The following is a 24,477-nucleotide window of genomic DNA, read 5'->3' on the forward strand; positions in this document are numbered from 1 at the left end:
TAGCAGCCCTGATCCTTGTCCTTTTACTTCTCAAATACCTGATGCAGAAGTTTAATCTCATCGGCTAATCATAAAAAAGAGGCTGTTCGCACGAACAGCCTCTTCTCATGGTCACCGGGGTTGATTATCCGCATTTCGATGATCCGCAGTCGGGGCAGGTTAAACAGCCTTCCTGGTAGATCACGTTCTTCGATCCGCACTCGCCGCAAGTGGCGCCTTCGGCCAAGGTCCCGTTCGGGATGTATTTCTTGAGGGCGCGTGCTACACCGGCTTTCCAGCTGTTAATGGTTTCGTTGTCCAATTGCAGGCTGGTCACCGTATCCACCACTTTGTGGATGGGCATGCCATGTCGTAAAACACCTGAAATCAATTTGGCATAATTCCAGAATACCGGGTTAAATTTATAGGACAACCCTTCGATAGTTGTTTTATACCCATGTTTGTTGGTATATTGAAAATCGTACCTGGAATTACCGTTCTCATCGCGGTTTTTAATGATTTTCCCGTGCGTCACCGAACGGGGCAACAAAATTCCGTCTTCATCATCCTGCAAACCGGTAAAGATTTCATAAGGTTGATCCTCAATTAAGCCGATAAAGGCAACCCATTTATCTTTATTATTCTGAAAACGAACCACATCGGCATCCAATTCTTCCGGACGTTTTGTCGGGAAAACAGAAGATTCCTTTTTCTTTTCTTCTTTGTTTGAAATCAGCACTCCCGAGCGTGAGCCGTCGCGGTATACCGTTACGCCTTTACAGCCGCTTTTCCAGGCTTCGAAATACAGGCGGCCAACCAGTTCTTCTTCGGCATCGGCCGGCAGGTTAATGGTCACGCTGATGGAGTGGTCGACCCATTTCTGGATTCGTCCCTGCATACGCACTTTGTTCAGCCAGTCTACATCGTTTGAGGTGGCCTTATAATAGGGCGACTTCATCACCAGTTCGTCCAGTTCCTCTTCGCTGTAACGTTTGTTTTTATTCAGGCCGTTGGCTTCCATCCAGGTCAGAAACTTATGGTGAAAAACAATGTACTCTTCCCAGCTGTCGCCTACTTCGTCCACAAAATCAATCCGGACATCCTTATCATTCGGGTTAACTTTGCGGCGGCGTTTGTAAACCGGCATAAACACGGGTTCGATACCCGAAGTCGTCTGGGTCATCAAACTGGTGGTTCCGGTTGGTGCAATGGTCAAGAGGGCAATGTTACGGCGGCCGTATTTTACCATGTCCTGGTACAAGGCTTCGTCTTCCTTGCGGAGCCGGTTGATCATCGGGTTATTTTTTTCACGATCGGCATTGTAAATGGTAAACGCGCCGCGTTCCCTGGCCATATTCACCGACGAACGGTAAGCTTCCACGGCCAGCGTTTTATGAATTTCTTCGCTGAAATCGGTAGCGGCATCCGTTCCATAGCGCAAGCCTAAAGCGGCAAGCATATCGCCCTCGGCAGTAATACCAACACCGGTACGACGGCCTTCGCGCGCTTTGGTTTGAATTTTTTCCCAAAGTTTACGCTCGGTCTGTTTAATTTCGTCTCCTTCCGGGTCGGCATCAATTTTAGCAATAATGGCATCAATTTTTTCCAGTTCCAGGTCAATGATGTCATCCATCAACCGCTGAGCGTATCCTACATGCTTTTTAAATTTGGCGAAATTGAATTTGGCCTCCGCTGTAAACGGTTTCTCAACGTACGAATACAGGTTAAGCGCCAACAAACGACAACTGTCGTACGGGCAAAGCGGAATTTCGCCGCAGGGATTGGTCGAAACGGTACGGTAGCCCAAGTCGGCATAACAATCCGGAACCGATTCTTTAATAATCGTATCCCAGAAAAGAATACCGGGTTCAGCCGATTTCCAGGCGTTATGCACAATTTTCTTCCACAGCCCTTCCGCGTTAATTTCTTTGTGATACACCGGATTGTCCGACTGAATCGGATATTGTTGCCGATAAGGAACGCCACTTTCAACAGCCCTCATAAAGTCATCGTGGATTTTAACCGACACGTTGGCGCCTGTTACTTTTCCCTGTTCCAGTTTCGCATCAATAAACTTCTCCGAATCGGGGTGTTTGATCGACACCGACAACATCAGGGCGCCGCGGCGGCCATCCTGCGCCACCTCACGGGTTGAATTGGAATAACGCTCCATAAACGGAACAATCCCGGTTGATGTTAAGGCCGAGTTTTTAACCGGCGAACCTTTGGGACGGATGTGAGACAGGTCGTGTCCTACGCCACCGCGCCTTTTCATGAGTTGTACCTGTTCCTGGTCAATTTTGAGGATACCACCGTATGAATCAGAATTACCTTCGTTTCCAACCACAAAACAATTGGAAAGGGAGGCAATTTGAAACTCGTTGCCGATACCCGTCATCGGGCCGCCTTGCGGAACAATGTACCTGAAATCTTTCAACAGCTGATAAATCAGTTGCTCATCCATCGGATTTTCATACTTCTGCTCAATTCTGGCAATCTCGCCTGCCAGACGTTTGTGCATATCATCGGGGGTTCGTTCATAAATATTCCCGTACGAATCTTTTAGCGCGTATTTATTTAACCATACACGAGCGGCCAGATCGTCTCCATTGAAATACTTCAATGTTTCCTTAAAGGCATCGTCCTGAGAATAGGTCTTTGTGCCCGTTTGTTGGGCAACTTCAGCATTTTTGAAAGTCATATACCAAAAATTAAAATCTGTTGTCTTGTTAAGTGATTGTATGCTTGATCAAAAAACAGGTGCCAATTTCTTGATTTTGCTACATGCAATATACCACCTGAATGAAAAAAAAGGAATACTATTTTTTTTGAAAGCATTGAAAGTTATCAACTGAAACATGTTAGTTGGTTCACGTCCAGTAGAATAGATTTTTGATAATTCAAAAAAGTTTACCGAAATGATTTTTTTCTAAAAAGTTGTGAACAGAAAAATCAACAAAAAAGAAAAGGAAACGGGCAAAAGAAAACCGGCCGAAACGAGCCGGATTGCCACCTTAAAACCTGCTACCCGGCAAATACTTTAGTCAGCACAAGCTGCGTAGCCCCGATATTCTCAGCCATAAACCGGCTGCATCCCCGGGCAATTTCCGCCAGCCGGCTCTCGTCGGAGATTAACCGGTCGAGCAGGTTTGTCAGCTCCCCGGCGTCGGCAACCGGGAAAGCGAGCTCCCGCCTGACCAGCTCAACAGCCTCCTGAAACCGAAGATAGTTGGGCCCAAAAACGACCGGAATGTTATAGATGGCAGCTTCCAGCGTATTGTGAATCCCCACGCCAAACCCGCCGCCGATATACGCCAGCCCTGCATAACGGTAAATACTGGATAAAATCCCGATGGAATCGACCACCAGGATGCGGTATGCACTCAGGTCGCCCCGGGCTTCAGAATAGCGGATGGTCTTTTCGGGAAGCAAAGCCAGCAGCCGTTTAATGTTCGTTTCTTTCACTTCGTGCGGGGCAACAATCAGTTTAACCGATTTGTTGATCTTCAGGTATTCAGCCAGGATTTCTTCGTCGGGCTGCCAGGAACTGCCGGCCACGATCAATTTCGAATTGCCTTTAAACTGTTCCACCAGCGGAAGGTCTTTCCGGTTTGCAGCAATTTCGGCTACCCGGTCGAAGCGGGTATCACCGGTAACAGTCGAATTTTTAAAACCGATGCCGGCCAGCAAGTCAGCCGATTGCTGGTTTTGAACAAAAAAGTGTTCAATTCCTTTCAACAAATCCCGATACCAACGGGCTCTGATTCCTTTTTTAAAGAATAATTGCCCCGGCCTGAAAATTCCGGAAACCAGGTACAGCGGAATTTTCTTACGGTTTAACTCACCGATGAAATTCTTCCAGAATTCATATTTAATGAAGAACACCATACGGGGCTGCACCAACTCAACAAAGCGGCGGGCATTGGCCGGCGTATCGGCCGGCAAATAACAGATATAATCGGCCTGGTCGTAGTTTTTCCTGATTTCGTAGCCCGAGGGTGAAAAAAAGCTCAGCAGGATTTTATACTCGGGGTATTGCTTTTTGATGGCCTCAATCAAGGGACGTCCCTGTTCAAATTCGCCCAGCGAGGCGCAGTGCACCCAGATAACCGGAGAAGCCCCGTCTATCCGACTGTGCAGGTAGGAAAATGTCATTTGCTGCCCGCGACTCCAAAAACGGGCCTTTTCATTGAAGGGTGCGGCCAGACGGGCGGCCAGGGTGTAAAACCGAATTCCGAGTTGATATATCAGATCCATACAAGCAGGTTAAAAACAAGGGCAAAAATAATGCAATTTATTCACAGTAGTCCGGTCGAATCTCCGCTGATCAGGAAATATTATTCTTCCTTTGATTGCAGGTAGCCCAGGTCTTTTTTCAATCCGGGTGCCAGCGATGCTTCGACGGCCAGCTGGTCGCAGCGCTCATTTTCGGGAATATCGGCGTGTCCCTTCACCCAAATAAAACGAACCTGGTGTTTATCGTAGATTTTCAGAAAACGCTGCCAAAGGTCGGCGTTTTTTTTGTCTTTAAACCGTTTCTTCACCCAAGCCCACAGCCAACGTTTTTCAACGGCATCAACCACATACTTCGAATCGGAATAAATGGTGACCTGGCTGTTTTCCACTTTCAGGGCTTCCAGCCCGACAATCACCGCCAATAATTCCATGCGGTTGTTTGTCGTCAGTTCATAGCCTTCAGAAAGTTCTTTGCGGTGCTGACCGGAGAGCAACACCACGCCGTAACCTCCCGGGCCCGGGTTTCCGCGTGCAGCGCCGTCGGTATAGATCGTGATTCGGGGACTTGGGGTCATACGATATTTTTTCTGCAAAGATAACATTCCCCGGATGAAGGGAAACGAAGCATGGATTTTTCGGACAAGCGTTTCACCGAACCAATAGTCAACCAGCGACAAGCAGGCTTGTTATTTTTTCAGTTCCGGCTTTTTCATGGGTTTTACGACAATCTCCCCGCGGCAAGTCGGGCACACGTATATCTCACAGCCGGTACAGGCAAAACAGTTGCCGCAATCGCGCTGAAGGCTGCCTTTTTCAAACGATTCTCCGCAATTCAGACAGGTCAAAATTTCTTCATCTTCCATTCCTTGTCCGGTTGCGTTTCAGAAAAACAAACAATTTCATGATCGCAAAAATGACGACCTGCGTGAAAATAATGGATGCCCCCGAAGGAATATCGGCAAAAAACGAGAACAGCAGACCGGCAAAAGCGCCCATAAAGGCAAAGAATACCGATAACAACATCATCCGCTTAAAATCGTGGGTAAACAAATTGGCAGTTGCCTGCGGCAAGGTCAACAGCGACATAATCAGAATAATTCCTACCACGCGGATATTCAGCACGATGGTGAGAGCAATCAGGCTAATTAGCAGGTAATTGATCAGGGCAACGGGCAAGCCGGTCGTTTTGGCGAATTCCTCGTCAAACGACACGTAAAGAATGGCCCGGTACATAAACGAGAAGAAAGCGATCAGCAAAACGCATAAGCCAAGCATCAGCCAGATTTCAGTGGTCGAGACCGTCAGGATGCTTCCAAACAAATAACTCATCAGATTGGGCGCGTAACCGGGCGACAGGTAGATAAAAATAATCCCCACGGCCATACCCAACGACCACCAGATGGCGATCGACGAATCTTCGCGTAACCGTCCTTTTTGCGTAAAAAACTGGATCCCCAAACCCGACAATACCGCGAACACAGCCGCCCCGAACAAGGGGTTCATGCCCAGGAAATAGCCGATCCCGATGCCGCCGAAAGACGCATGGGTAATGCCTCCGCTGATAAAAACAATGCGCCGGGCTACGATGTACGCACCAACAATGCCGCAACTAACGGCCGCCAGCAAGGATGCCCAGAACGCGTGTAAAAAAAAGTCGTAGGAAAACAGGTCAATGAGTGTGCCCATGGTGGTCGCGATTTTCATGCAAACTTAATACGGTGTGCGGAATATCTCCGTGTGTGATGATCTGAAGCGGACAATTGTACGAGGCCAACTGCTCCCTGCTGATGATATTGCTGGGATGATAATGCAGATAGTTATTAACGCAGGCAATAGTTTTCACATAAAACGAGATGGTTCCCACATCATGCGAAACCAACAAAATGGCCATGCGTTTATTCAGTTCCTTCAACTTTTCATACAACTCACTCTCAAACTTATTATCAACATAGGTGTCCGGTTCATCGAGGATCAGCAGCTCCGGATCATTCATCAACGAGCGGCATAGAAAAACGCGCTGCATTTGTCCTCCCGAAAGTTCGCCGATTGCTTTTTCGCGAAGGTGAAAAACGCCCATCTCCGACAACAGTTCTTCGGCATAGGCCGTTTCCTTTTTGTTGTTTTTAAACAGGCTGAAGTTGCGTCCTTCCGTTTTTCCCGAACGAACAACGTCCAGTACTTTTATCGGAAAACTTTTGTCAATTTGATTGATTTGCGGCAAATAACCAATACGGGTTACCGGGACATGGAAGATCACCTCGCCCTGAATGGGTTTGACCAGCCCAAGCAACGCTTTGATCAAGGTCGTTTTTCCACCGCCGTTAGGGCCAATCAAACCAAGAAAGTCGTTACGCCGGATTTCCAGGTTCACATCCCGCAAAACCACTTCGCCGTCGTAGCCGGCGTTTAGCTCTTTTATTTCAACCAGTTTGATCATTTTGCCGATGCTGCTAAAATTTTGTCCGCCAACTCACGCAATTCGTCATCCCACTGCTCGCTCAGTGGGTCAATCTGAATGACCTCGCCGCCAATTTCGCGGGCCAGTTGCCGGGCATTTTCGGCATTCGACTCTTTTTGGATAAATACCACCCGGATGTTTTCGGCTTTGGCCAGATCGACAAGCGAACGCAAATGACCCGGCGAAGGTTCTTTCCCGTCCACTTCAAGCGAAACCTGTTCCAGCTGATACTGCCGGGCTAAATAAGCCAAAGCCGGATGAAAAATCAGAAATTTCCGGTTTTCAAGTTGATCAAATTTCCGTTTCAACTCCGCATCGAGCTGGTCAATTTCCTGCTGAAACAGATCATAGTTAGCCGTCAACTCAGCCTCCTTCTCCGGAAATAAGCCGAGCAGAGCCTTGTAAGTTTCCGTCACAATTTTTTTTACCTCATCCGGCGCTACCCAAATATGCGGGTCGATGCCATGTAAATGCACATGATCGCCGTGTTGCTCTGCCTCGCCGGCAATCCATTTGGCTTGGACTGACGTGTCGAAAATTTTCAGTTTTGGGGTCGATTGACTGATTTTGTTGATCCAGCTTTCTTCGAAACCCATTTTGCCAATCCTGAACCAGGCCAGCGAGCCGGCAAGCTCCTTCATTTGCGAAGGCATGGGCGAATACAGTTCGGGACTGGCGCCCGGCGGCACCAACACGCTTACCTCAACCAAATCGCCGGCAATTTTTTCAACGAAAAATTTTTGCGGAAGGATGGTCACGGTAATAACCGGTTTTTCAGAATTCGTCCGTTGGCTGCATCCTGCCGCGATCAGTAGTAAAAAGATCAGTATCTGTTTCATAAATCTAAATGACTTCATGCTGTGTTTATTTCAAAGATAAAAAACTTCATTGTCCCTTCATGTAACGAAGAAAGCATTTGTTTGTTGATTGAAGAAATAATAAAATTGGAAAATTGGCTGTTCTCCTTTTTAACAAATCGGGGAGAATTGGTCTTATTTTTTCAGTTTAAGCTTTTTTACCCTGATCTGCCCTTTGGGAGGAACCGGGTCGTAGCCGTGAGTTCCCCAGGGATGACAACGCAAAATCCGACGGGTAGCCAGCCAAAATCCGACAAACGGCCCGTGAACTTTTACCGCTTCAACAGCATAAGTGGAACAGGAAGGCACGTGACGGCAGGAAGCCGGCGTCAAAGGAGAAATCGCGTACTTATAAAAATACACCGGAAGCAAAAGCGTCCAACTCAATACCTTCATGATAAACCTGACAACACACTGCATTCACCCAAGCGTTTAGGTCGGCTAAATTAATAAAAATAGATCGTAACGGGAACAAAAGTCCGGCAGTTGCCGGACGAAATATGGGTAGCCTGGGGCAAAACGACGAAGGAGTGGCGCCCCGGGTTGAAGTGGGAAGAAAGAAAATCGTCCGCGCGATGCCGTCCTGTTTTCGTCAATGGGACACCTAAATTTCAATTTACAGTTTTGGATTGGATTATAATATCATATAGTTCCTGTTGCTCGCTATCCATTCTTAACATTCGAGCTTTGGTATCTTTCGAGTAGGGTAATTGATAAAGGATTTGGTACATATTGTGCGTTATTTCTTGTGCCCTTTTCAAACTAATGACCGATTTTTTGGCCTTGAGCAATCTTTCCAATTCGAGCATTACCGTATATGCAGTGAAACAGATGCAAATGTGGGCTTCGATCCTGTTATATAGTGTCTTTAAGAAAACTACCCGTTTTTTTCGAAAGGTGTACATAATTATATGTAATCGGCTTGTTTTTTCGGTTACTACCACTAAATTTTTTAGCCTGTTAATTGGTTGCCGTAATTTTCGCCACCGAAAATTGGGTTTTCGGTGTAATTTTTTAGTTTCCAGGCATAATTCTCCCTTTCATGTTTAATTTTCATGTTTTTTCCTTGAACCGATTTTACTAAGCAGCTTTCCTAATCTGCTTGGTGGGCGCTTCAAGCGCTTCACGCTCCAACTTCAGGATTTGTTTCCCAATTTTCTTGAGGTTGTAGGCGCACACGCCCAACCCGATGTACTTTTTAAAATGCGCATAACTCCGGTCGGGACAACGGTCGAGCCCCCGGTGTTCCAATTCGTTGATGTTTGATTCGATCGCGCTGTGCTTGTTTTTCAGTTTTTTAAATGACCTGCTGCGTTCTTCCTTTTTCTCTTTTTTGTTGCGCTTCCCAAGTTTGAGGATGATAACCTGGTCAACTTCCAACTGAAGGGTTTCCTTGTTTTCTTTTAACCAGTAGCCTTTGTCGAAGCTCCACGATGCGACTTTATGTTCTGTTAAAATCCTGTCGGCCATTTCGATAACAATGTCCCGGTCTTGTTGTTGTTCCATTATTTGGTAATCCACGATCAGCCCCCACTGGTCGGTGGTGATGTTCAGTTTTTTGCCCAGTTCAACACTGGGGTTCATCTTCCCTTTTGTAATCCACTCGGTGTAGGTTTCAAATACCGAAAACATCTTTTCTTCATGCGGAATGGTTTCGCCTTTTAATATACGCCTGTCGACCAGGTCAATATGCTTTTCAAGAAGTTCCATGTAGTGCTCCAACGTAATGATCAATACCAGATCGCCCATGTCCGTTAGCGGGAAACCGGACTTTTCTTCGTTTAGTTTTTTGAGCAATAACCTTGATTTATTGAGGTATTCTTCGGCCGCGGCAACTACTTTTTCTTTCTTGTTTTTGCCTCCTGAACGGTTGGCATGGCCCAAATTGCGCATCAACTTTTTCAACTCTGTACGCCAATTGCCGATCTTGCGCCAACCTCCAATATCCTTATGTTTGTTCATTATCCTTGAAACGGTGCCGATGCATTTTCGGGCACAGTCCCACAACAGGTTGTAGTCTGTGGGGAAATGAACATTGCTTTCAACAACAAAACTATCTGATTTTAAGCGCAATGCTGTATGTTCTTTTTTTTTAAACACCTCTCCATGCCCAAAATCCAGGATTACCTTGTTTAATTCCCAAACCATTTCATCGCTAAGCAGGGCGACATTGTCATAAATATTCTGGTATTCAAACTCGATACGTTCAAAACCAAAGCCCTTTTCTACGCCCATCAAACACCGCATATTGTGGTGGTTGTTTGCCTGATCGTGCAACACATCATAACTTAAATTCAAACACAAGCGAACCTGGGCCAAAACAAAAATACTCCATAGGTCCATTCCTGTCCTTCCCGTATTTTTCTTCCCGGAATTGATATGATCTTCCAAAATACTGAATATCTCTTCGTTGTATTTCTTGTTGCAATAGATCGCCTTCAACGCTGCTAAAAGTTGATCTAAAGCATTCTTGCTTTTGGGATTAATATAAGTAGCTTCGATTGGCAATTGCCCTAACCCCAATTGTTGTTCGAATCTTTTTCTCATGGTTCAATCTTTTTTTGTCAAGTGGTCAAAATATCCTATCCTCATGTAATAATACCCTGAATATCTGCACTATAATCAACTTATCAAAACAATTAACCCAAAAGATTCAAAAAAGATATCAATACTATATTGTTGATCTATAAATTATTGCAGGTTTTCTTAGAGACACTATATAGCCGATGGTATATTGGACGTACCCTAAGATCGGTTTTGTTCATACGAAAAGCACGTTCAATAAACCATAAGTTCCTGTAATTTGCGATCACCTGTTTTGCCTGAAGGGCAGTGTTGGTCAAGTATCCTTTTATGCCATCCCAGGCGGCATCGGCATTGAACTTTTCCAAATCAATAGAGATGGTAACTATCCCTTCCATCTTTAAATACTTGTTGTATCCCTTGTTGTTGATGTTTGATTTGGTCAGTTTTCCGCTGTTCAGGCGCTTGGTCAGCCTGTCCAATCCACGTTTGCGGTTATGGGCATCTTTGGACATCCGCTTGTTTGTCCGGGACAAAACCAACCGGGTGGCCCCTGTTTTCTTTATCGTCCGCACATCACCGTCTTTTAAATCAAAGGCAAGAATCTTTTGCTTGATCAAGTCGTTTTCGTTTTTGGGGCGTGCCCCAAGGATATATTCATACCCGTTCTCTTCCAATGCCAAGATGTTTTTCTTAGACAAAAGGCCAGAATCGGCAATGACAACGGGTTTTCCAAGGTTATACCGCTCTTCCATGCGTTGCAGTACCGGGATAAAAGTATTTCCCTCGAAAATATTCCCTTCAAACAGTTCATAACCGATGGGGTTCCCGCCCTGGCCAACCAACAAGCCAAGAAAAATCTGGGGGCATTGATGTTTGCCGTCCTTTGAGAAACCGGTTTTCCGAAGATCGTCTTCGTCGCTTGATTCAAAATAGAGCGTGGTCATGTCGTAGAAAACCACATCGATCTTCCCTCCCAGCACACGAAGCGTATGGGAATAGGAGATATCTTCCACCTGCTTTTTTATGTCGGGGATCCCATCTGGTTGGCTTTCCACTGCCTCCCTGCGGAAGCACAGGTTGTCCAGAAACCGGTAAATCTTACTGATGTTATAGACAACGCCTTGATAACGGAAAAGGTAATCGATCGTTTTCAGCTTGCTGCCCGGATTAAACAGCCGGGTTATAACCAGGTGCCGGAACAACTCATTGTGGATACGGCCATAGCCGATCCGGTCATAAAGTGTCCCAAATATGATTTCAGGGCCTATGACTTGTATCTGTGAGTTGGAAATGGTTGATAGGAAGTCCTCCAGCTTGATTTCATCTTCATCCTCAAAAAGAGACCTGTTTGTTCCGGTAAGTTCGCGTACATGTTGGCGAGCTTTCTCTTCTAAACGGACAACTTCCGCCTCGGTCCTCCCTGCACCCAAACTTTTGATTACCCGGTAACGCCCATGGCTCTTGTCAACAACCTGGACACTGACCGATCCCGTTTTATTTGCTTTGCGACGAACAAACATGCAACAAAAATAGCCATGAGACACCCAAAATCAAAATAAAACAAGCCTATTTTATTCTGCTTCAATTAGATATAAATTATCGGAAAAAAAGTGACGAAAACAGGAAAATCGTCCGCGCGATGCCGTTTGTAAAAGAAATGTTCTTTCTCCGAAGGCAAGAAAAGCAGGAAGAATATTCGTGTATAAAGAGTAGCCCTTTAAAGGGAGGACCGGGGAGGTTCCACATCAAATAAGTTAGAAAGACACTCATAATAGCACGCAAAATACTCTAAAATCGATTTCCCTGCAAAAGGCGACCGGCTAACGGCAGGCCGGAACCGACTTAACCGTTTGTTTTCCGGCCGGGTAAACATTCCTCCTTCAGCCTCCCATTCAGGAATATGCCCGCTTTCATCAAAGAAGAATAACGGGCGTTTCATATTTTTCTTTAAAAGATGAAAACCAAATGGTTCCGGTTGCGTTAATGGGACAAACAAATTGAATAAAATGGCCAAAGCCGGAGAATACATAAAAACAGAGCGGGAACTTTTTACCGAAACCGTTTTGAGCAACGAAGAAATTTCGCCGGGCGTATTCCTGCTGTCGGTCAACAGACGGTTTGATTTTTTGCCCGGACAGGTGGTCAAACTGGCTGTCGACCGTGTGGAACCACCCCGTATTTACAGCATTTGCAGCGGAAACCACGAGAAAGAACTGCGGATTCTTTTCAACATAAAAGAAGGAGGTTATCTAACCCCCAGGCTGGCTGCCCTGATCCCGGGCGATCAGGTGATGGTCACACAACCATACGGTGGCTTTACCGGAAGCAAAAAACCGGCCTGGTGGATTGCGTCGGGAACCGGAATTGCCCCCTTTTACAGCATGTTCCAATCGGGCCTGTCTGAAAACAAAAAACTGGTACACGGGGCAAGTTACCTTAACCAGTTTTATTTTAAAGATGAACTGGACTGGGCCCTGGGCGGCAACTACCAACGCTGCTGCTCGCGCGAACAGTCGCACGGTGTTTTTCACGGGAGGGTAACCGACTACCTGAAAAGCCTCGGCAGCTTACCCGCTGACACCGAATACTACCTGTGCGGTAAAGCCCTGATGGTGGTTGAAGTCCGCGATTTACTGATTGCAAAAGGAGTCCCCTACGAAAACATCATTGCTGAAATTTATTTCTAATTTTACCGAAAATTTACAGGATGACGAAAGAAGCTTTATTTGGGAAAACGTTGGCCGAACTCCAGGAGATGTGTAAAAACCTGGGATTACCCGGTTTTACTGCCCGGCAAATTACCGACTGGCTGTACAAAAAACCGGTGTCCTCCATCGAGGAAATGACCAACCTGTCCAAAAAAGCCCGTGAATTATTGGCTGAAAACTACACCTTTGGGCTGATTGATGCCACCCGCGTACAGGAAAGTGTTGACGGGACAAAAAAATATTTATTCCCGACTGTTCGCGACAAATTCATCGAAACAGCCATGATCCCCGATAAAGACCGGAAAACAGTCTGCGTGTCATCACAGGTAGGATGCAAAATGGGCTGCCTTTTTTGTATGACCGGCAAACAAGGGTTCCAGGGGCAACTGACTGCCGGCGAAATTGTAAACCAGATCCGCAACATCCCGGAGTGGGAAGAGATCACCAACATTGTGTACATGGGAATGGGCGAACCTTTTGATAACCTGGACGAAGTACTGAAAAGTACGCAAATCCTGATCAGCGACTGGGGATTTGCCATGAGCCCGCGCCGCATCACGGTTTCGTCGATTGGCATTGTGCCGGGGCTGGTGCGTTTTCTGAACGAAAGCGATTGCCACCTGGCCATCAGCCTGCATACCCCTTTTCACGACGAACGCCAAAAACTAATGCCTGTTGAAATTGCCTACCCGCTGGATGAAGTGTTGCACGAAATCCGCAACTGGGATTTTGGCCGTCAACGACGGGTATCCTTCGAGTATATCGTGTTTCACGGGATCAATGATACAAGCCGTCACGTGCGCGAAATGGCCCGTGTGCTCGATGGGATAAAGTGCCGCATCAACCTGATCCGCTTTCACCCGATACCCGACACGCCTTTACAGGGAACCGATGAGAACAGCCTGCAGGAGTTTAAAGCAGCCCTCGAAGCCAAGGGAATCACCACCACCATTCGCGCTTCACGCGGACAGGATATTTACGCGGCTTGCGGCTTGCTGTCGACCAAGGCGTTGGTGAAATAACCCGCTTCAATCGTGTATCCCATTTTTAATATTCCCTCGGATCGTCTTCTACAATCCCGTAATGGAAATTGTCTTTCCATTCACCCCGGATAGGAAGTATTTTTCGGCGGATGCCTTCCCGGGTCATGCCTATTTTTTCCAGCACATGAATCGAGCGAATATTTTCGGTAGCAACGCCTGCTTCAATTTTATGCAGCTTCAGCGTTTCAAATCCAAACTGCACCAAGCTTTTGGCAAGCTCGGTGGCATAACCTTTTCCCCAATAAGCCGGATGAATCTTGTAATAAATTTCGCCCAGACGAAACCGGTCGTTCGACAAAAACATGCCGGCCAAGCCGATAAAGGCCGATGATTCCTGCTCCACAATTTTCCAGCAGTATTGACTTCGCACTTCATTTTTTTGGTCCTCAATAGCCGGGCACACCACATTGCGGGTTTCTTCGAAGGTTTCGGGAATACCAAGTGTATTAAATTCGTCCACCTCGGGGACAGAATGCAGGCTATGGATGAGCTCGAGGTCAGCACTTACTATTTCATCTAAAATTAGCCTGTCGGTTATCAGTTTCATGGCTCCGGGTTTTATACCGTTAAAATTACGGCATTTATTTCAGGCTTACATCATGTGAGCGAAAAACAGAAACACCGGCCAACTTACGATCTGACATTCTATTACAATATTTTAACATTTTTCGACAATCAGACCGGGAAAAAGTCAATGTCATTTTGCTGCAAATTTTCTAAATTGCAGGGGCGTTGAAAAATAAAGAAATGGAAAAATTGCTTTGGTCAAAAGGTATTTTTAAAAGCAAGTTGTTTATTACCAGAATGAACGAACAAATCGGAGTGATTGACTGGAACAACATGTTTAGTTCCACGGCTCTGGCTACGCTAAATGGCCGCAGGTTTATCATGAACCGCGATTTCTTCCTTTCCAAACTTGAAATACAGGATGCCAACAACCAGGCGTTACTGGGTTCGATCATGATCAACCTGTTTAATCCCAAAAGCGACCTGATCATCAACGGAAAACGGTTTGAACTGGAAATCAAAAATTTCTGGCAGTCGCGCTGGGCCTGGAAATTTAACGGGCAGGAGATCATTATCTTCCAGAGTAACGAGCTGTTATCGAAGGATAAAGGATATATCGAGATCTACTCGGCAGAGAGCGAAGAAATAGAAATTCTGATTTTGCTGGGGCTGTTTGTCCGGAACCAGTTAATCCTCTTCATGCTTTTCATCCTTTTGATCGTCTTATTCATTATTATCTGAAAATAAAAAACCGTCCCTATAAAGAGACGGCTTTTTGAATAAATGTCTGTTTAATAATCAGTTAAGGATATTCTTATACTCATCATTAATCAACTCGGGAAGAAAATCGGCAATCATTTCCAGGACCTGGTCGCTTGAAACCATATTGCCGCTGATGATCTTCTGACTGTTGAGCTGCTGCGCATTTAACACCTTAAAATTCAGATCTGCAGGAACGCGTTGTTCTGACAGTTTCAGAGGTCTTACACCAAAACCGTGATCAGAATTCACATACTTCACTTCAAAGTAACTGGTACGCACGATATACTCCTGTCCGCCTTTTGTTTCTTTAAAAAGAACCTGAACCGGGCGGTTTGAATCACCGTAAGTAATATTCCAACTTTGCTGGAAATCTGTTCCGGGTACAAAATCTGTTTTGGGGGAGATTTTATAATCATCAACAAAGGTTTCGCCCTGATGTGCAAAACCGGCTGAAGAAATAGCTACTAATGCAACGAATAATAAGCTAACTAAACGATACATTCTGTTCATAACACTAAAATTTAATTGTTCATGTAATTGATTACGGCAGCAAATGTAGCAACAGAAATGAGATTAAAAACTGACAAAAGGCAAAATATTTTTTTGTTAAAAAAAGTCAACTTTCAAATTGAAAGACAAAATGGCGTCCAACTCATTTTTACATCCTTACAACCGATTTTTTATACTTAAAAAGGATTGTAAACTGATTTTTAATTTCAATTTAAAAGACATATATTCTACAACATATTTTCAAAATAAAATAACATTATTGATCTGTTTATTAATTCATTACATATATAATGATAAAAATAATAATTTCAAATTTTCTACCATTTTAACGAATTTGCAAGCCGGATGTCGATTTATACTTTCAATTTGAAAGCAAAACACAAAACAGAAAATAAGAATGCCCGGGCAAGAACCTCAGAACTCGGAAACCGAAACAACAAAACGTTTCTCTGTCACCGATTACTCCCAGCACACGTTTGCCGTTCAGCAAACAGAAAGGCCGCCCAACACCTGGTTGAGCGGCCCGTTTTCATCGCACGATGAATTTCTTTTTATTTCAGTTTTTCAAACAGCTGTTTAAAACTGATTTGTGACGAAATAATTCCTTTTAATCCGGAAATAGCTACTCGATCCTGTTCCATGGTATCGCGGTAGCGGATAGTGACCGTCTGATCTTCAATCGTCTGATGATCAATGGTTACACAAAAAGGCGTTCCGATAGCATCCTGCCGGCGATAGCGTTTACCGATAGAATCTTTTTCGTCGTACTGGCACTTGAAATCAAATTTCAGCTCATCGATAATTTCGCGGGCCTTTTCAGGCAGGCCGTCTTTTTTTATCAGAGGCATCACCGCCAGTTTGACCGGCGCCAGCGCCGGCGGCAATTTCAACACCACGCGCAGATCTTTTTCACCACTCGCGGTCGGTACTTCTTCTTCGTAATACGAAGCTGAAATGACCTGTAGAAACATCCGGTCGACACCAATCGACGTTTCGACAACAAAGGGCACATAGGATTCGCCCAGGTCGGGATCGTAATACTGAATTTTTTTGCCCGAATATTGCTGGTGTTGCGACAAATCAAAATCGGTGCGCGAATGAATGCCTTCCACTTCTTTAAAGCCGAAGGGGAATTTGTACTCAACGTCGACAGCTGCATTGGCGTAATGAGCCAGCTTTTCGTGCACATGAAAGCGGTAACTTCCGTCGCCAAATCCGAGGGCACGGTGCCACTGAATCCGGGTTTCTTTCCATTTTTCAAACCAGTCGAGTTCGGTCCCCGGTTTTACGAAAAACTGCATTTCCATTTGTTCAAATTCGCGCATACGAAAAATAAACTGACGGGCAACAATTTCGTTACGAAAAGCCTTCCCGATTTGGGCTATTCCAAACGGGATTTTCATGCGTCCGGTTTTCTGCACGTTCAGGTAGTTGACAAAAATACCCTGTGCCGTTTCCGGACGCAGGTAAACTTTCAATGCGCCGTCGGAGGTAGAACCCATTTCGGTAGCGAACATCAGGTTAAACTGGCGAACATCCGTCCAGTTGCGGCTTCCGCTGACCGGACACACAATTTCTTCATCGATAATAATCTGCTTCAGTTCATCCAGGTTGCTGTCGTTTAAGGCTTTGGAAAAACGATCGTGAAGCTGGTTCCATTTTTCCTGGTTGGCCAGGACCCGCTGGTTGGTTTCGCGGAATTGCTTTTCATCGAAAGCATCGCCAAAACGCTTTTGGGCCTTTTCCACTTCCTTGTTCATTTTCTCTTCGTACCTGGCCAGTTGTTCTTCAATCAGTACATCGGCGCGGTAACGTTTTTTCGAGTCCTTATTGTCGATCAGCGGATCATTAAACGCATCCACATGGCCCGAAGCTTTCCAGATGGTAGGATGCATGAAAATAGCCGAATCAATTCCGACGACGTTCTCATTCAACAGCACCATGCTGTCCCACCAGTATTTTTTGATGTTATTTTTCAGTTCAACACCATTTTGTCCGTAATCATAAACGGCGCCCAATCCGTCATAGATTTCACTGGATTGAAATACATATCCATATTCCTTGCAATGGGCAACCAGTTTCTTAAAAATATCTTCCTGAGCCATAATCTGTTATTTATCTGTCTTTTGGGGATTTAATCAATTTCTTCAAAGTCAACATACTCACCTTCATCCCGGGATGTTCGTGAACCGTACGACTGATTTTTCTCAAGCCGCACATCGCCTTCAGGCCGCCTGTTTTGTTCGGGCCGGTATGGCTTTTGCGGATTGGATGACGATCCGAAAAATGGCAAGAAATACCGGTTAATAAACCTGATCACGTAATAAATGATCAGGATAAAAAACAGGGTACGTAAAAAATTCACTAAAAATAAAATCACATTCAATTCAGTCATAACTCTTGAAAATCAGCGGCTGTAAAAGTAATAATTAATTACGAATCCAAAATTCATCTTCTGCAAAAAAGCCGGTTTTCGGTTTTATATATTTTTCTACTTTTGCATAAAATTCTTCAAATGACCAAATACAAACGGGTACTGCTAAAGCTCAGCGGCGAATCGCTCATGGGCGCCCAGGAATACGGAATTGATCAGCAGCGGCTAAACGAATACGCCGAACAAATTAAAGAAATTACGGCCTTAGGCGTACAGGTGGGTATCGTTATTGGCGGCGGCAATATTTTCAGGGGGCTAAGCGGCGCAACCAAAGGGTTCGACCGGGTAAAAGGAGACCAGATGGGCATGCTGGCCACAGTGTTCAACAGCCTGGCGCTGAACTCTGCGCTCCAGGCAGCCGGTGTAAAATCCAAAGTCCTTACGGCCATCCGGATGGAACCGGTTGGAGAATTCTACTCAAAAGATAAAGCGATTGAAATTCTGGAAAAAGGCGAAGTGGCCATTTTTTCGGCCGGGACCGGTAATCCCTATTTCACTACCGATACCGGTTCATCGCTGCGGGGTATTGAAATCGAAGCTGACGTGATGCTGAAAGGCACCCGTGTAGACGGGATTTATACCGCCGATCCGGAAAAAGACCCGAATGCGGTTAAATTCGACAAAATTTCGTTTGACGAGATCTATACACGTGGCCTGAAAGTGATGGATTTAACCGCAACAACCATGTGTAAAGAGAATCATTTACCCATTATTGTGTTTAATATGGAAATCAAGGGAAATCTGAAAAAAGTTATTACCGGCGGGAATATTGGCACTCTGGTTCACCTCTAAAATATTTTTTAAAGCATTTTTTGATGAAAAATCAGAATCAATTTTAAATTTCTGCAATATATTTCTATATTTGTCCCTAGCACAAAAAATGAACAGCCCATAATATTTATGGAAGAGGAAGTAGAACTGATACTGGATCTTTGTAAAGAGAAAATGGAAGCCGCCATAGAACATTTGGAAAAAGAATTGGTTCATATCCGTGCAGGCAAGGCTTCCGTGAGAATGTTGGATGGCGTGATGGTGGATTATTACGGAGGTATGACCGCCCTGGCACAAGTTTCAAATATCAGTACGCCCGATGCGAGAACGATTGCTGTTCAACCGTGGGAAAAAGCGATGATCAGCCCGATTGAAAAGGCAATTTTGAATGCAAACCTGGGTTTCAACCCGGAAAACAACGGCGAGATTATTCGCATTAATGTTCCTCCATTAACTGAAGACCGGCGTAAAAGCCTGTCAAAGCAAGTCAGTCAGGAAGGCGAACATGCAAAAGTGAGTATTCGTTCGATTCGTAAAGACTCTAACGAAACCTTGAAAAAAATGGTGAAAAACGGCTTATCTGAAGACCTTGGAAAGAACGCCGAAGACGACGTTCAGACGATGACCAATCAATACGTCCAAAAGGTTGACAAGATGCTTGAGTTGAAAAATCAAGAGATTTTTACAATATAATTGTTTCTAGTTTTCTGTTTTCTGAACATTGTTTAATTGTTTTCATGGCTTTGAGGCAGCTTGTTGAAGCTGCCTTTTTTTTGCCCCTCGCGAAACAGACTTGCAAAAAAATAGTTCGTTTTGTAATACTTTCATTAAATTTAAAGGCTAAAACACGAACCCATGAAGAACTTTTTTCTGATTTTGGCAGTATTCATTCTCAGTAACTGCACCCAATCACCAAAAATCAATCAACTCACTGAAACTGAAATCAATCAGGGATGGCAACTGTTGTTTAACGGTAAAAACCTCGATGGCTGGAAAATATTCAACGGGGGCGAAGTCACCGGATGGAAAGTCGTTGATGGAATCCTGCACAACTCAGGTGTTGGCAGCGACCATGGCGGAGATATCATCACCACGCAGGAATTTGAAAACTTCGAACTGTACCTGGAATGGAAAATTGCACCCGAAAGCAACAGTGGCGTGTTTTTTCATGTAAAGGAAGGAAATGTCAAAGCAATTTACGAATCCGGTCCCGAATATCAGCTTATTGACGACAACGGCTGGCCCGAAGCGCTGGAACCTTCACAAAGTTCGGGAGCAAACTACGCCATGCACGCGCCGGTCAATGCCGAAGTAAAACCGCTTGACGAATGGAATGCAACACGAATCGTGGTCGACGGTGAACATGTTGAACATTACCTGAACGGTCGACTGGTGGTCCACTATCATTTATGGTCGGATGAATGGTATCAACTGAAAGAACAGGGCAAATGGAAAGACTTTCCGGAATACGGCATGTCCAAAACCGGACATATTGGTTTACAGGACCACGGCGGATTAACGCAATTCAGAAATATCAGGATCAGGCCCCTTTAAAAAGCAATCATGAACGGGACGGTAGACTATCACATGCATAGCATTCTTTCTGACGGCAGAGATACATATGAAGAAATGATCAAAGCAGGGATTGAAAAGGGACTGGAAGAAATGGGCTTCAGTGATCATGTTTGCCTTAAACCGGTAACCTGGGCCATTTCAGAAATCGACATACCGGTGATGACCCAACAAATACTGGAACTACGAGAAAAATACAAGGGGCAGATCAAAATAAAATATGGTATTGAAATGGATTATTTCCCCGGAAGAGAAGATGAAATCCGGGCCATCATCCATGCGTTGCCGCTTGATTACGTGATTGGCTCTGTTCATTTTATCGGCGACTGGAATTTCGACACCGATCAATCGCTTTACGGCAAATGGTCGAATGATGATTTATACCATATGTATTACGAGTTAATACAACTGGCAGCCAAATCGGGGCTCTTTGACATCATCGGCCACCTGGACATTATCAAAAAATTTCGGATCTACCCGGAATCTGATCAAAGCCGGCTGATTGAAGACACGCTTCAAATTATCAAAGACAACGACCTGGTAGTTGAACTGAACACCGGAGGGATTGACCGCCCCTGCACCGAATTTACCCCTTCGCCGGCCATTACCGAGCGTTGTTATCACCATCATATCCCGATGACCATTTCATCAGATGCCCACCAAACCGGACAGGTAGCCCGCCACTTCGAAACCGGAATCGACCTTCTTCGCCGGATCGGATTTAAAGAGTTGGCTGCATTCGATAAACGCAAGCGTAGTACGTACAGGATTTAATTCATAAAACACCCGGAATACACGGAACCCGGCAGTTGGTTGATCGCTCGGATTTTGTTGCTGTCGTGTAAGTCAGAAATTGTATCTTTGGGCTTTAATTTTCGGTACATGGAAGAATTAGCGGGAAGCTTACTAAATAAAATAAATGATCCATCCGATCTTCGGAAACTGAACCTGGAAGATTTACCGGCCGTATGCAGCGAACTCCGGCAGTTTATTATTGATGAAGTTTCAACTAATCCGGGACATTTCGGCGCCAGCCTGGGTGTTGTCGAACTGACGGTGGCCCTGCATTACGTATACAATACGCCGTACGATTTATTAGTCTGGGACGTCGGGCATCAGGCCTACGGGCATAAAATCCTGACCGGTCGCAAAAACCAGTTTCACACCAACCGAAAATATAACGGTATCAGCGGCTTCCCCAAGCCAGGCGAAAGCTGTTACGACGCTTTTGGTGTCGGACATGCCAGTACGTCCATCTCGGCATCATTGGGAATGGCCGTTGCAAGCTCCCTGCAAAAAGAAAACGACCGGAAAATTGTAGCGGTAATCGGCGATGGCTCAATGACCGGCGGACTCGCCTTCGAAGGATTGAATAATGCCGCGGTTAATTATTCCGACGTTCTCATCATCCTGAACGACAACCACATGGCCATTGATCCAAATGTAGGCGGTGTTAGCGATTACTTATTAAATATTTCCAAATCAAAATCATACAACCGGCTGAAACAGGAAATCTGGGATGGTTTGGGCAAACTGAATGGTTTTGGACCGCGGGCACGCCGCCTGGTACAAAAAACCGAAGGAGCATTAAAAAGCGCCCTGCTGAAAGAATCAAACCTGTTTGAAAGTCTGGGAATCCGTTATTTCGGTCCTGTTGACGGACACAACATCAAATACCTTACACGGGTATTACGCGACCTGCGCGATATTCCCGGCCCCAAACTACTGCATGTCATCACTACAAAAGGGAAAGGATTTAAACAGGCCGAAATGAACCAAACCGAATTTCACGCTCCCGGAAAATTTGATAAACTGACCGGAGAACTCCTGGATTGTGAATGTGCAGTGAACAAACCGCCCAAATTTCAGAATGTTTTTGGCAACACGCTGGTTGAACTGGCCGAGATGAATGAACGGATCGTGGGTGTTACGCCGGCCATGCCCACCGGGAGCTCGCTCAATATCATGATGGAAAAAATGCCCCACCGGGCATTCGATGTCGGGATTGCCGAACAACATGCAGTTACTTTCTCGGCAGGCATGGCTATTCGCGGGTTGATCCCCTTTTGCAATATCTATTCCACCTTCATGCAGCGTTCGTACGACCAGATTATCCACGATGTGGCCATACAGAAGCTGAATGTGGTGTTTTGCCTCGACCGCGGCGGCCTGGTTGGAGCCGACGGCTCAACGCATCATGGCGTTTTCGACCTGGCTTATATGCGGAATATTCCCAACATGATTGTTTCGGCGCCGATGGACGAGATCGAGTTACGCAACATGATGTACACCGCTCAACAGGAAAACAGGGGGCCCTTTTCAATCCGTTATCCCCGGGGATGCGGATGCCATGTCGACTGGCGTCAGCCGTTTGAAACCATCGAGCCCGGGAAAGCGCGTCAGCTGGCTGAAGGCGACGACCTGGCCGTTCTCACCATCGGGACTACCGGTATTGCTGCCGGCAGAGCCATCAAATCATTAAGTAAGGACGGTTATTCCATTGCCCATTACGACATGCGTTTTGTAAAACCCCTGGATGAAGAAACACTTCACCGGATCTTCGGTAAGTTTAACAAAATACTTACCGTGGAAGATGGGGTCATACAGGGCGGATTTGGCTCTGCGATCCTTGAATTCATGGCCGACCACCAGTATACCGCCAAAGTGGTCCGGCTTGGTGTGCCCGATCTCTTTATTGATCACGGAACACAGGAAGAACTCTACCGGGAGTGCGGTTTTGACCAGAAAGGAATTTACCAGGGCATCGTGGATTTAATCAACCGATAATTGTAGCTCAGGTATACTTTTTATTCATGGTCCATCGTTTCTGATGAAGGATTATAATTCATATAAGTTGGAACTTTACTTAAAAAGACGTCGCTGGAAATTTTTTTTACTGCTGGTTGCCACGCTGATTGGCTCGGCATCGTTGTATTACACCAACTGGCTGGTCGAAAAGGTATCTTTTGAAGAACGCAAAAGTGTCGCGCTTTGGGCCGAAGCTACCAAACGGCTGGCGCAGCCGGAACACGAATCGACAGGCGATATGGATTTCCTGTTGCATATTCTGGAAAACAACACCAACATCCCGATCATTCTGGCCGACAGCCTTCACCAGATCATCGAGTTCAGCAATATTAAATACGCCGAGAAACGTAAAGAACAGGTTCTGCAGCGCCAATTAAAAAAGATGATGCGGGAACATGAACCAATCGAGATTTTCGTTTCAAGTGAAGAGAAACAGTACATTTATTACCGGGATTCCACCATCCTTCAAAACCTCAAGTATTTCCCTCTGGCGCAGTTTGGCGTAATATCCTTATTTATTCTGGTATCGTACCTGGCCTTCAGCTCGTCCAAAAAGGCAGAACAAAACCGGGTTTGGGTAGGCATGTCGAAAGAAACAGCCCACCAGTTGGGCACGCCCATCTCATCGTTAATGGCTTGGATAGAGTTGCTGAAAATGCAGGAAATAGAACCTGAACTCATTGAGGAATTTGAAAAAGACATCACCCGGCTCGAAAAAATTACCGAACGGTTCTCTAAAATCGGTTCCACGCCCGAGTTGGTCAATGAAGACTTAAAACCAGTCATTTTCTCCACCCTCTCCTACCTGGAAAGCCGGACGTCAAAACGGGTCAAATTCCGGACTGAACTCGACGAAACACAATCGTATATCGTACCTCACAACCCCGCATTGTTTAGCTGGGTTATCGAAAACCTCTATAAAAACGCCATTGATGCCATTGAAAATGACGGAATAATCAGCCTGCACCTTTACAACCAGCACAACCAGATCATCATGGATATCAGCGATACCGGAAAAGGTATCCCCAAGTCTCAGTTTAAGACCATTTTTGAACCCGGTTTTACCAGTAAAAAAAGAGGCTGGGGCTTAGGGCTTTCGTTGGCCCGACGGATCATCGAGAATTACCATAGCGGAAAGATTTTCATAAAACACTCCGAGCTCGGTAAAGGAACCACCTTTCGCGTAGCGCTTCGAAAGGATTAAATTTTCAACACCGGAGCCAAAACACAAATCACTGAAAGCGAGAATTTTGAATCAACGAATCCACGGCAATAATATTCCTTGTTAAAAAATACAGGAAATTTT

At 45.4% G+C, this 24,477-nt stretch carries 23 protein-coding genes; 9 read left to right on the forward strand and 14 right to left on the reverse strand.

Annotated elements, in window-relative coordinates; all coding sequences use genetic code 11:
- Positions 1–124: 124 nt before the first annotated feature.
- The 10 genes from AC6H3C_RS22520 to AC6H3C_RS22565 form a co-directional block, all read right to left on the reverse strand.
- Positions 125–2,680 carry an adenosylcobalamin-dependent ribonucleoside-diphosphate reductase gene (locus AC6H3C_RS22520; RefSeq protein ID WP_497517808.1) on the reverse strand — a complete coding sequence of 852 codons (2,556 nt, stop codon included), beginning with the start codon at positions 2,678–2,680 and terminating at the stop codon, positions 125–127.
- Positions 2,681–3,003: 323 nt separating this feature from the next.
- Positions 3,004–4,236 (reverse strand): 3-deoxy-D-manno-octulosonic acid transferase, encoded by a 1,233-nt coding sequence (locus tag AC6H3C_RS22525; protein ID WP_497517810.1) that lies wholly within the window; start codon positions 4,234–4,236, stop codon positions 3,004–3,006.
- A gap of 80 nt (positions 4,237–4,316) precedes the next feature.
- Positions 4,317–4,790: a ribonuclease HI gene (rnhA, locus tag AC6H3C_RS22530; protein WP_497517811.1), complete on the reverse strand. Its 474-nt coding sequence runs from the start codon at positions 4,788–4,790 to the stop codon at positions 4,317–4,319.
- A gap of 111 nt (positions 4,791–4,901) precedes the next feature.
- Positions 4,902–5,078, reverse strand: a complete 177-nt coding sequence (locus tag AC6H3C_RS22535; RefSeq protein WP_497517813.1) for a hypothetical protein — start codon at positions 5,076–5,078, stop codon at positions 4,902–4,904.
- Positions 5,068–5,901: a metal ABC transporter permease gene (locus tag AC6H3C_RS22540; RefSeq protein ID WP_497517814.1), complete on the reverse strand. Its 834-nt coding sequence runs from the start codon at positions 5,899–5,901 to the stop codon at positions 5,068–5,070. The genes AC6H3C_RS22535 and AC6H3C_RS22540 overlap by 11 nt, the downstream gene beginning before the upstream one ends.
- Complete coding sequence (locus tag AC6H3C_RS22545) at positions 5,885–6,652, reverse strand: metal ABC transporter ATP-binding protein (RefSeq protein ID WP_497517816.1); 768 nt, start codon at positions 6,650–6,652, stop codon at positions 5,885–5,887. The genes AC6H3C_RS22540 and AC6H3C_RS22545 overlap by 17 nt, the downstream gene beginning before the upstream one ends.
- Positions 6,649–7,530 carry a metal ABC transporter solute-binding protein, Zn/Mn family gene (locus tag AC6H3C_RS22550; protein ID WP_497517817.1) on the reverse strand — a complete coding sequence of 294 codons (882 nt, stop codon included), beginning with the start codon at positions 7,528–7,530 and terminating at the stop codon, positions 6,649–6,651. The genes AC6H3C_RS22545 and AC6H3C_RS22550 overlap by 4 nt, the downstream gene beginning before the upstream one ends.
- A gap of 135 nt (positions 7,531–7,665) precedes the next feature.
- Complete coding sequence (gene yidD / locus AC6H3C_RS22555; protein ID WP_497517818.1) at positions 7,666–7,950, reverse strand: membrane protein insertion efficiency factor YidD; 285 nt, start codon at positions 7,948–7,950, stop codon at positions 7,666–7,668.
- 660 nt (positions 7,951–8,610) lie between these two features.
- A complete protein-coding gene (locus AC6H3C_RS22560; protein ID WP_497516521.1) occupies positions 8,611–10,077 on the reverse strand; it encodes an ISNCY family transposase in 1,467 nt (488 codons plus the stop codon).
- Between the two features lie 137 nt (positions 10,078–10,214).
- Positions 10,215–11,576: an IS1634 family transposase gene (locus AC6H3C_RS22565; RefSeq protein WP_497517819.1), complete on the reverse strand. Its 1,362-nt coding sequence runs from the start codon at positions 11,574–11,576 to the stop codon at positions 10,215–10,217.
- 486 nt (positions 11,577–12,062) lie between these two features.
- Here AC6H3C_RS22565 and AC6H3C_RS22570 point away from each other — a divergent pair, with 486 nt between their 5' ends.
- On the forward strand, positions 12,063–12,743 hold the full coding sequence (locus AC6H3C_RS22570; RefSeq protein WP_497517821.1) for a ferredoxin--NADP reductase: 681 nt from the start codon (positions 12,063–12,065) through the stop codon (positions 12,741–12,743).
- Positions 12,744–12,763: 20 nt separating this feature from the next.
- Entirely contained in the window at positions 12,764–13,786 is a 1,023-nt protein-coding gene (gene rlmN / locus AC6H3C_RS22575; protein WP_497517822.1) for a dual-specificity RNA methyltransferase RlmN, read from the forward strand.
- A 25-nt stretch (positions 13,787–13,811) separates the two neighbouring features.
- Here the strand turns inward: rlmN and AC6H3C_RS22580 are convergent, their stop codons facing one another.
- Positions 13,812–14,354 carry a GNAT family N-acetyltransferase gene (locus AC6H3C_RS22580; RefSeq protein WP_497517823.1) on the reverse strand — a complete coding sequence of 181 codons (543 nt, stop codon included), beginning with the start codon at positions 14,352–14,354 and terminating at the stop codon, positions 13,812–13,814.
- Positions 14,355–14,554: 200 nt separating this feature from the next.
- Between AC6H3C_RS22580 and AC6H3C_RS22585 the strand changes: the two genes are divergently transcribed.
- Complete coding sequence (locus tag AC6H3C_RS22585) at positions 14,555–15,055, forward strand: hypothetical protein (RefSeq protein ID WP_497517824.1); 501 nt, start codon at positions 14,555–14,557, stop codon at positions 15,053–15,055.
- A 57-nt stretch (positions 15,056–15,112) separates the two neighbouring features.
- Here AC6H3C_RS22585 and AC6H3C_RS22590 read toward each other — a convergent pair whose 3' ends face one another.
- From AC6H3C_RS22590 to AC6H3C_RS22600, 3 genes are all read right to left on the reverse strand, one after another.
- Positions 15,113–15,586, reverse strand: coding sequence for a hypothetical protein (locus AC6H3C_RS22590; protein ID WP_497517825.1), 474 nt, complete (start codon positions 15,584–15,586; stop codon positions 15,113–15,115).
- 551 nt (positions 15,587–16,137) lie between these two features.
- Positions 16,138–17,691, reverse strand: a complete 1,554-nt coding sequence (locus AC6H3C_RS22595) for a glycine--tRNA ligase (protein ID WP_497517826.1) — start codon at positions 17,689–17,691, stop codon at positions 16,138–16,140.
- A 29-nt stretch (positions 17,692–17,720) separates the two neighbouring features.
- Positions 17,721–17,981: a hypothetical protein gene (locus AC6H3C_RS22600; RefSeq protein ID WP_497517828.1), complete on the reverse strand. Its 261-nt coding sequence runs from the start codon at positions 17,979–17,981 to the stop codon at positions 17,721–17,723.
- Positions 17,982–18,101: 120 nt separating this feature from the next.
- Here AC6H3C_RS22600 and pyrH point away from each other — a divergent pair, with 120 nt between their 5' ends.
- From pyrH to AC6H3C_RS22630, 6 genes are all read left to right on the forward strand, one after another.
- Complete coding sequence (gene pyrH, locus AC6H3C_RS22605; protein WP_497517829.1) at positions 18,102–18,812, forward strand: UMP kinase; 711 nt, start codon at positions 18,102–18,104, stop codon at positions 18,810–18,812.
- 108 nt (positions 18,813–18,920) lie between these two features.
- Positions 18,921–19,484, forward strand: coding sequence for a ribosome recycling factor (frr, locus tag AC6H3C_RS22610; protein WP_497517831.1), 564 nt, complete (start codon positions 18,921–18,923; stop codon positions 19,482–19,484).
- A gap of 162 nt (positions 19,485–19,646) precedes the next feature.
- Positions 19,647–20,345 (forward strand): 3-keto-disaccharide hydrolase, encoded by a 699-nt coding sequence (locus AC6H3C_RS22615; RefSeq protein WP_497517832.1) that lies wholly within the window; start codon positions 19,647–19,649, stop codon positions 20,343–20,345.
- A gap of 9 nt (positions 20,346–20,354) precedes the next feature.
- Entirely contained in the window at positions 20,355–21,137 is a 783-nt protein-coding gene (locus AC6H3C_RS22620; protein ID WP_497517833.1) for a histidinol-phosphatase HisJ family protein, read from the forward strand.
- 108 nt (positions 21,138–21,245) lie between these two features.
- Positions 21,246–23,150: a 1-deoxy-D-xylulose-5-phosphate synthase gene (gene dxs, locus AC6H3C_RS22625; RefSeq protein ID WP_497517834.1), complete on the forward strand. Its 1,905-nt coding sequence runs from the start codon at positions 21,246–21,248 to the stop codon at positions 23,148–23,150.
- Positions 23,151–23,217: 67 nt separating this feature from the next.
- Entirely contained in the window at positions 23,218–24,375 is a 1,158-nt protein-coding gene (locus AC6H3C_RS22630) for a sensor histidine kinase (protein ID WP_497517836.1), read from the forward strand.
- Positions 24,376–24,477: the final 102 nt, after the last annotated feature.

Source organism: Gaoshiqia sp. US2, assembly GCF_059705485.1.

Coding starts and splice junctions, on each gene's coding strand:
- dxs (WP_497517834.1), top strand. CDS start 21,246: ATGGAAGAATTAGCGGGAAGCTTACTAAATAAAATAAATGATCCATCC.
- pyrH (WP_497517829.1), top strand. CDS start 18,102: ATGACCAAATACAAACGGGTACTGCTAAAGCTCAGCGGCGAATCGCTC.
- AC6H3C_RS22525 (WP_497517810.1), bottom strand. CDS start 4,236: ATGGATCTGATATATCAACTCGGAATTCGGTTTTACACCCTGGCCGCC.
- AC6H3C_RS22540 (WP_497517814.1), bottom strand. CDS start 5,901: ATGGGCACACTCATTGACCTGTTTTCCTACGACTTTTTTTTACACGCG.
- AC6H3C_RS22585 (WP_497517824.1), top strand. CDS start 14,555: ATGGAAAAATTGCTTTGGTCAAAAGGTATTTTTAAAAGCAAGTTGTTT.
- frr (WP_497517831.1), top strand. CDS start 18,921: ATGGAAGAGGAAGTAGAACTGATACTGGATCTTTGTAAAGAGAAAATG.
- AC6H3C_RS22600 (WP_497517828.1), bottom strand. CDS start 17,981: ATGACTGAATTGAATGTGATTTTATTTTTAGTGAATTTTTTACGTACC.
- AC6H3C_RS22560 (WP_497516521.1), bottom strand. CDS start 10,077: ATGAGAAAAAGATTCGAACAACAATTGGGGTTAGGGCAATTGCCAATC.
- AC6H3C_RS22535 (WP_497517813.1), bottom strand. CDS start 5,078: ATGGAAGATGAAGAAATTTTGACCTGTCTGAATTGCGGAGAATCGTTT.
- AC6H3C_RS22590 (WP_497517825.1), bottom strand. CDS start 15,586: ATGAACAGAATGTATCGTTTAGTTAGCTTATTATTCGTTGCATTAGTA.
- AC6H3C_RS22615 (WP_497517832.1), top strand. CDS start 19,647: ATGAAGAACTTTTTTCTGATTTTGGCAGTATTCATTCTCAGTAACTGC.
- rnhA (WP_497517811.1), bottom strand. CDS start 4,790: ATGACCCCAAGTCCCCGAATCACGATCTATACCGACGGCGCTGCACGC.
- AC6H3C_RS22545 (WP_497517816.1), bottom strand. CDS start 6,652: ATGATCAAACTGGTTGAAATAAAAGAGCTAAACGCCGGCTACGACGGC.
- AC6H3C_RS22520 (WP_497517808.1), bottom strand. CDS start 2,680: ATGACTTTCAAAAATGCTGAAGTTGCCCAACAAACGGGCACAAAGACC.
- AC6H3C_RS22565 (WP_497517819.1), bottom strand. CDS start 11,576: ATGTTTGTTCGTCGCAAAGCAAATAAAACGGGATCGGTCAGTGTCCAG.
- yidD (WP_497517818.1), bottom strand. CDS start 7,950: ATGCAGTGTGTTGTCAGGTTTATCATGAAGGTATTGAGTTGGACGCTT.
- rlmN (WP_497517822.1), top strand. CDS start 12,764: ATGACGAAAGAAGCTTTATTTGGGAAAACGTTGGCCGAACTCCAGGAG.
- AC6H3C_RS22620 (WP_497517833.1), top strand. CDS start 20,355: ATGAACGGGACGGTAGACTATCACATGCATAGCATTCTTTCTGACGGC.
- AC6H3C_RS22570 (WP_497517821.1), top strand. CDS start 12,063: ATGGCCAAAGCCGGAGAATACATAAAAACAGAGCGGGAACTTTTTACC.
- AC6H3C_RS22595 (WP_497517826.1), bottom strand. CDS start 17,691: ATGGCTCAGGAAGATATTTTTAAGAAACTGGTTGCCCATTGCAAGGAA.
- AC6H3C_RS22580 (WP_497517823.1), bottom strand. CDS start 14,354: ATGAAACTGATAACCGACAGGCTAATTTTAGATGAAATAGTAAGTGCT.
- AC6H3C_RS22550 (WP_497517817.1), bottom strand. CDS start 7,530: ATGAAGTCATTTAGATTTATGAAACAGATACTGATCTTTTTACTACTG.